Source organism: Streptomyces tricolor (assembly GCF_002155905.1).
Classification (GTDB): domain Bacteria; phylum Actinomycetota; class Actinomycetes; order Streptomycetales; family Streptomycetaceae; genus Streptomyces; species Streptomyces tricolor.
The window spans coordinates 1-5,209 of record NZ_MUMF01000410.1; the positions used below are offsets into that span (position 1 = coordinate 1).

Here is a 5,209-nt window from a genome sequence, read left to right on the forward strand (position 1 = left end):
GGATGTGTATAAGAGACGGCAGCCGCTCCCGCCCGCCCCGCCGCTCCTCATCGGCCGACGGGTCCGGGGCGATCCGCTGTTCTGTGCCGGTGGGCTGGTCCTCAGCGGTTGAGCGGTTCTGGGTGACCCGCCGTTCCTGGTCGGCGAGGTGGTCGTGGTCGGTGTGGGGGTGGGTGCCGGTCGGCCGGCGGTCGTGGGTGCGTTGCTCTGTGCCGGTGGGCTGCTCGGAGCCGGTCGGCTGGTCGTAGCCGGTCTGCTGCTCCACGCCCGCCGGGTGGCCGGATCCAGCTTGCTGCTCCACGCCCGTCGGCTGCTCCTCGCCGGTCCGCCGCTCGCCGCCGACCCGCCGGCCTGCGTCGGCCGGCCGTTCTCCGTCGGTCCGCCGTTCTCCGTCGGCCGGCCGTTCTCCGTCGGTCCGCCGTTCTCCGTCGGTCCGCCGTTCCCCGTTGACCCGCCGCTCTCCGTCGGCCCACCGCTCCCCGTCGCCCGGCTCCTGCCCCGTGTTCGTCGGCATGCTGCGCACTCCCTGTCCGCGGAGCCGGGCCCCGCGTGGTCGGTGATGTCATCGGCGGCGTGCGCCCGCGCCCTTGCGGAAGCGTTCGGTGACCGTGCGGCCGAGGCTCGCCCGTACCGGGTGGGCCTCCTCGTCGAACCGCTCGAACAGCTCCGGCAGATGGACGTCCACGGCGGACTCCACCAACTCGGCGTACTCCTCGGCCCGTTCCCGGCCGCGCCGCCAGGCGACCAGCCCCGCGCCCGCCCCGGCCACGGCGGCCGGCCACCACACGGCGCCCAGCAGCACGTACAGCACCGCCCAGCCGCCGAGCCGCATCGCCTCGTCCAGCCGCTGCCGGGACTCGGCCAGCGGCAGCCGGGTGGTGTCCGGCAGCAGCAGCCACAACCGCGGCCATGCGTCGGCCAGTTCGATCCGGTAGTGCAGCCGGATCCGGGTCGCCGGGGCGCGCAGCCGGTCGCCGGTCCAGGTCGGGCACTCCGGCCGGACCAGGGCCACCGCGTTCCGCTCGGCCTCCCGCTCGGCCGCCGTACCGGTGTGCAGAGCCGCCACGCAGGCCGCGTCATGGCTGTCCCAGGCGCGCCGCCGGCGCTCGGTGAGCCGGCGGGCCAGCGGGTGCAGGGGGCGCGGCCAACTGCCCTGGAGGGCACGCTCGTACGGCCCGGCCAGCGCCTCGGCGAGCAGCGCGGCGGCGAAGGACGCGGCCAGCACCCCGAGCAGCAGGACCGCCGTCCGGGTGGAGCCCGCGCCCGGGCCGCCGGCGGTCAGCTCGCGCAGCCGGTCGCGCAGCAGCCCGAGATCCGCCCAGTGCCGCTGGCCCAGGGTCAGGGCGGTGGCCGCGACCGCGGTGAACACCAGTCCCGGCAGCACCAGCGCCGCCGCCCAGCGCTCGGCCAGCTTCCGGCCGACGTCCGTGACGAGCCCCGTCAGCACCGGCCGCCCCGCTCAGCTCTCGGCGTCGAAACGCAGGGCCACGTCGAACACCTCGCACACCGGCAACTGCTGGTCCGGCCGCCGTCGTTCGCGCCGGGCGCACACCCCGCGCGGGCAGACGTGCGCCCCGGACACGGTGTGCGGCCCGTCGTCGGCGACGGCGGTCGGCCGCGACGAGCGGGTGGTGTCGCCGGCGGGCTCCCGGTCCTCGTCCGCGGCGTCGTCCAGCAGGCCGAGTTCGGCGAGGTGGTCCGCCACCGGCTCACCGGCCCGCGCGGCCTCCACAGCCCGTTCGACCACCCGGCGTCGCGCCGCGCCGACGGGACCCTGGTGCAGACGGCGCAGCAGCGGCAACTGGCTGCACAGCAGCGCCAGTTGCTCGTCATGATCCTCAAGTGACGGCACGTCACCCATGGTAGTCGTACGCCCGGCGCCGATCCCCGGTTCCGTCCCGCCGAAGTACGGAAACACGCGCGGTCTAGACTCTCCCCGCACCAGCCCAGGATCGGTCGGACCCGAAGGGTACGCGGCGTTTTGATACGGATAGATGCAGTGACGAAGCGGTACCCGGACGGCACGGTCGCGGTCGACCGGTTGTCGCTGGAGATACCGGACCGCGCGATCACCGTCCTCGTCGGGCCCTCCGGCTGCGGCAAGACGACGACCCTGCGGATGATCAACCGGATGGTGGAGCCCACCGAGGGGACCATCCTCCTCGACGGCCAGGACGTCCGCCGGCAGCCGGTCAACACCCTGCGCCGGTCGATGGGTTACGTCATCCAGAACGCCGGTCTCTTCCAGCACCGCACCATCATCGACAACATCGCCACCGTGCCCCGGCTGCTCGGCTGGACCAAGCAGAAGGCCCGCGCCCGGGCCGCCGAGCTGATGGAGCGGGTCGGACTCGACTCCGCGCTGGCCAAGCGGTACCCGTACCAGCTCTCCGGCGGGCAGCAGCAGCGCGTCGGCGTGGCCCGCGCCCTCGCCGCCGATCCGCCGGTGCTGCTGATGGACGAGCCGTTCTCCGCCGTCGACCCCGTCGTCCGCAAGGGACTCCAGGACGAACTCCTGCGCATCCAGGACGAGCTGGGCAAGACCATCGTCTTCGTCACGCACGACATCGACGAGGCGATCAAACTGGGCACGAAGGTGGCCGTGCTGCGCACCGGCGGCCGGCTCGCCCAGTTCGCCCCGCCCGCCGAACTGCTCAGCGCGCCCGCCGACGCCTTCGTGGAGGACTTCCTCGGCGCCGACCGCGGCATCCGCCGGCTCTCCTTCTTCCCCTCCGCGGACCTGGAGTTGCAGACCGCGCCCATCGTCCCGATCGACGCCGACGCCGCCAAGCTCGCCTCCCGGGCCACGGCCCCCTACCTCCTGGTCACCGACCTCGACGGCCGGCCGCTCGGCTGGAGCGAGCCGGACCGGCTCACCGCCGGTGCCATCGACCCGGAGCAACTCCTCGACTTCGGACGGCCGTTCCTCCCCGGCACCGACTCGCTGCGCACCGCGCTCGACGGTGCCGTGCTCTCCCCGGCCGGGTGGGCCGTGGCCGTGGACGGCGAGGGACGTGCCGTGGGGGTCGTCTCCCAGCAGGTCATCGGCGAGGCGATCCGGGCCGCCCACAGCCGGGTGGCCGAGCAGGCCGAGGTGAAGGCCGGGCGATGAGCGGCTTCTTCGACCTTCCGAGCGACCTCCAGCACAGCTGGCAGGGACTGGTCGGACTGCATCTGCGCGAGGCCCTGCTGCCGGTGCTGGCCGGGCTGCTCGTCTCCCTGCCCGTGGCCCAGCTGTGCGTGCGGTTCCGCTGGATCTACCCGCCCGTCCTCGGTGTCACCACCGTGCTCTACGCCGTCCCGTCGCTGGCCTTCTTCGTCGTACTCATCGACTACTTCGGGCAGAGCGAGACCACGGTGATGATCCCGCTCGCCCTGTACAGCCTGGTGGTGCTCATCCCGTCGATCGTGGACGGGGTCCGCTCGGTGCCGCCGGAGACCCTGGCCGCCGCCCAGGCCATGGGCTTCGGGCCGGTACGCCGGTACTTCCAGGTCCAGCTGCCCATCGCCGTACCCGCCATCATCGCCGGTCTGAGGGTGGCGACCGTGTCCAGCATCTCCCTGGTCAGCGTCGGCATGCTCATCGGCAACCAGGGCGCCCTCGGCAACATGCTCTACGCCGCCCAGACCTACCACCGCCCCGCCCTGGCCGTGAACGCGGTCCTGACCATCGCGGCGCTGGGCATCCTCGCCGACGCCGCCCTGGTCCTCGTCCGTCTTCTGCTCACCCCTTGGATGCCGCGGAAGGGGACCACCCGGTGAACGTCCTGGACTTCGCGCGCGCCTTCTTCAGCGACAGCGCCCACTGGCACGGCTACGACGGCATCCCCACCCGGTTCGCCGAGCACATCCGGTACTCGCTGGAAGCCCTGCTGATCGCCGCCGTGATCGCGCTGCCCGTCGGCCTGCTCACCGGCCACACCGGGCGCGGCGGCAACGCGCTGGCCCTGATCGCCACCGCCGGCCGGGCGCTGCCCAGCTTCGGCCTGCTGGTGCTGATGTTCACCTGGATCGGCTTCGGCATGCTGCCGGTGATGATCCCGCTGGTGGTGCTCGCCGTACCGCCGATCCTGGTCACCACCTACGAGGCGGTCCGCTCCGTCGACCCCTCCCCGGTGGACGCGGCCCGCGGCATGGGGATGCCCGAGGCGCGTGTGCTGCTCCAGGTGGAGGTGCCGGTCGCGCTCCCGCTGATCCTCGGCGGCCTGCGCACCGCGGCCATCCAGATCGTCTCCACCGCCACCATCGCGGCCTACATCAGCTTCGGCGGCCTCGGCCGGTACATCATCGACGGCCTCTACCAGAAGAACTACGAGAAGGTCGTCGGCGGCGCCACCCTCGTCGCCGGTCTCGCCCTCGCCACCCTCGCCGTGTTCTGGGCGGTGTCCCGGCTCACCGTGTCACCCGGCGTACGCCGCGGCGGCTGAGCCCGGCCGGCCGTCGGTGCGGGCCAGCGCCAGTTCGAGTACGACGAGCAGCGCGTCCCGCACCGAGCCCCGCTCCCGGGCGTCGAACACCACCACCGGCACCCCGGCGGAGACGTCCAGCGCCCAGCGGACCTCGTCCAGGGAGTGCTCCACCCGGCCGTCGAAGGCGTTCACCGCGACGGCGAACGGAATGCCCTTGTGCTCGAAGTAGTCCACGGCCGCGTAGCAGTCGTCCAGCCGGCGGGTGTCCACGATGACGAGCCCGCCGACCGCGCCCTCCACGATGTCGTCCCACATGAACCCGAACCGCTCCTGGCCGGGCGTGCCGAACAGGTACAGCTTCAGCGTCGGGTCGATGGTGAGGCAGCCGAAGTCCATCGCGACGGTCGTCGTGGTCTTGCGCGGGGTGTGCGTCAGATCGTCCACACCGGCCGCGACCTCGGTGATCGACGCCTCCGTGGTCAGCGGCTCGATCTCCGAGATCGCGCCGACGGCCGTGGTCTTGCCCACGCCGAAACCGCCCGCGATCACCATCTTCACCGGCAGCGGCGGCCGTACCGCCGCCGGTGCGGCCGGGCCCCGGGCCGGGAGCGGTTCAGTCGGTGTCACTCGGTACTACCCCTCGGGAGTCGGGGACGGCCCGCAGGCCGTCGATAACCCTGCGCAGGACGGACGCGTCGTGCGTGGCCTCGGTGTCCGGCACGTGCACCGCCAACCACCCCTCCGCGCGCAGGTCTTCGGCCAGGACGCGGACCACGTTCAGGTGCAGCCGCAGCCGGGCC

General features: G+C 73.2%; 7 protein-coding genes and 1 pseudogene. 3 read left to right on the forward strand and 5 right to left on the reverse strand.

What is annotated here, in order from left to right; all coding sequences use genetic code 11:
- The 3 genes and pseudogenes from CCN44_RS27450 to CCN44_RS27460 all read right to left on the reverse strand — a co-directional run.
- A pseudogene (locus CCN44_RS27450) lies at window positions 1-514 on the reverse strand (hypothetical protein); the annotation flags it as partial.
- A 48-nt stretch (window positions 515-562) separates the two neighbouring features.
- Entirely contained in the window at window positions 563-1,447 is an 885-nt protein-coding gene (locus CCN44_RS27455; protein ID WP_059253542.1) for a hypothetical protein, read from the reverse strand.
- Window positions 1,448-1,459: 12 nt separating this feature from the next.
- On the reverse strand, window positions 1,460-1,852 hold the full coding sequence (locus CCN44_RS27460; RefSeq protein ID WP_143649984.1) for a hypothetical protein: 393 nt from the start codon (window positions 1,850-1,852) through the stop codon (window positions 1,460-1,462).
- A gap of 129 nt (window positions 1,853-1,981) precedes the next feature.
- Here CCN44_RS27460 and CCN44_RS27465 point away from each other — a divergent pair, with 129 nt between their 5' ends.
- From CCN44_RS27465 to CCN44_RS27475, 3 genes are read left to right on the forward strand one after another with little or no spacing between them, the layout of a single operon-like run.
- On the forward strand, window positions 1,982-3,112 hold the full coding sequence (locus CCN44_RS27465) for an ABC transporter ATP-binding protein (RefSeq protein ID WP_167404036.1): 1,131 nt from the start codon (window positions 1,982-1,984) through the stop codon (window positions 3,110-3,112).
- A complete protein-coding gene (locus tag CCN44_RS27470; RefSeq protein ID WP_059253547.1) occupies window positions 3,109-3,762 on the forward strand; it encodes an ABC transporter permease in 654 nt (217 codons plus the stop codon). The genes CCN44_RS27465 and CCN44_RS27470 overlap by 4 nt, the downstream gene beginning before the upstream one ends.
- Window positions 3,759-4,427 (forward strand): ABC transporter permease, encoded by a 669-nt coding sequence (locus CCN44_RS27475; protein ID WP_086700439.1) that lies wholly within the window; start codon window positions 3,759-3,761, stop codon window positions 4,425-4,427. The genes CCN44_RS27470 and CCN44_RS27475 overlap by 4 nt, the downstream gene beginning before the upstream one ends.
- On the opposite strand, the gene CCN44_RS27480 is transcribed toward CCN44_RS27475, so the two are convergent.
- Window positions 4,401-5,036 carry a GTP-binding protein gene (locus CCN44_RS27480; protein ID WP_059253551.1) on the reverse strand — a complete coding sequence of 212 codons (636 nt, stop codon included), beginning with the start codon at window positions 5,034-5,036 and terminating at the stop codon, window positions 4,401-4,403. The genes CCN44_RS27475 and CCN44_RS27480 overlap by 27 nt on opposite strands.
- On the reverse strand, window positions 5,023-5,209 hold a 187-nt coding region (locus CCN44_RS27485), incomplete at its 5' end, for a DUF742 domain-containing protein (protein WP_143649986.1). The genes CCN44_RS27480 and CCN44_RS27485, both read right to left, overlap by 14 nt.

What these genes read in the sequence shown, in the direction of transcription:
- CCN44_RS27470 (WP_059253547.1), top strand. Translation starts at nt 3,109, where the DNA reads ATGAGCGGCTTCTTCGACCTTCCGAGCGACCTCCAGCACAGCTGGCAG.